The organism is Streptococcus sp. HMSC066F01 (assembly GCF_001837335.1).
Taxonomy (GTDB): Bacteria; Bacillota; Bacilli; order Lactobacillales; family Streptococcaceae; genus Streptococcus; species Streptococcus oralis_S.
In genome coordinates this window covers 1-844 of the sequence record NZ_KV832093.1, presented here as the reverse complement: position 1 = coordinate 844, position 844 = coordinate 1, and the positions used below count along the sequence as shown (strand labels likewise).

Below are 844 nucleotides of genomic sequence, written 5' to 3'. Positions count from 1 at the left end.
AACTCCAGGTAAAGAACTTCCACAAGAAGTGAAAGACTTGCTTCCATCAGACCAAACAGACTTAAAAGATGGTAGCCAAGCAACGCCAACGCAACCAAGTCAAACAGAAGTTAAGACAGCAGAAGGCACTTGGAGCTTCAAGTTCTATGACAAGACTTCTGAAACTATTAATGGAGCAGACGTACACTTCGTAGGCACCTGGGAATTCACCCCAGCGCCAACTTACAAGGCAACACATGAATTTGTCAGCGGAACGCCAGAAAAAGAACTTCCGCAAGAAGTAAAAGCCCTTCTTCCAGCAGACCAAACAAACTTGAAAGATGGCAGCCAAGCAACACCAACACAACCAAGTCAAACAGAGGTTAAGACCGCGGAAGGTACATGGAGCTTCAAGTCCTATGACAAGGCATCAGAAACCATCAATGGAGCGGATGTCCACTTTATCGGTACCTGGGAATTCACTCCAGCGTCAACAGTGACTCATAAGGCAACTCACGAGTTTGTCAGCGGAACTCCAGGCAAAGAACTTCCACAAGAAGTGAAAACCCTGCTTCCAGCAGACCAAACAGACTTGAAAGATGGTAGCCAAGCAACACCAACGCAACCAAGCCAAAAAGAAGTTAGGACAGCAGAAGGTACCTGGAGCTTCAAGTCCTACGATAAGACATCGGAAACAATTAATGGATTAGATGCTAAGTTTGTAGGTACATGGGAGTTTACAGCAAGCCCAGTTCCAACAGTGACTCATAAAGCAGTTCACGAGTTTGTCAGCGGAACTCCGGGTAAAGAGCTTCCACAAGAAGTGAAGGCCCTTCTTCCAGCAGACCAAACAAACTTGAAAGAT

Annotated in this window: 1 protein-coding gene; it reads left to right on the top strand. The window is 46.0% G+C overall.

Features of this window, described 5'->3' with window-relative positions; genetic code table 11:
* A partial coding sequence (locus tag HMPREF2655_RS02990; RefSeq protein ID WP_257367810.1) for an SHIRT domain-containing protein occupies positions 1 to 844 on the top strand: 844 nt, incomplete at both ends.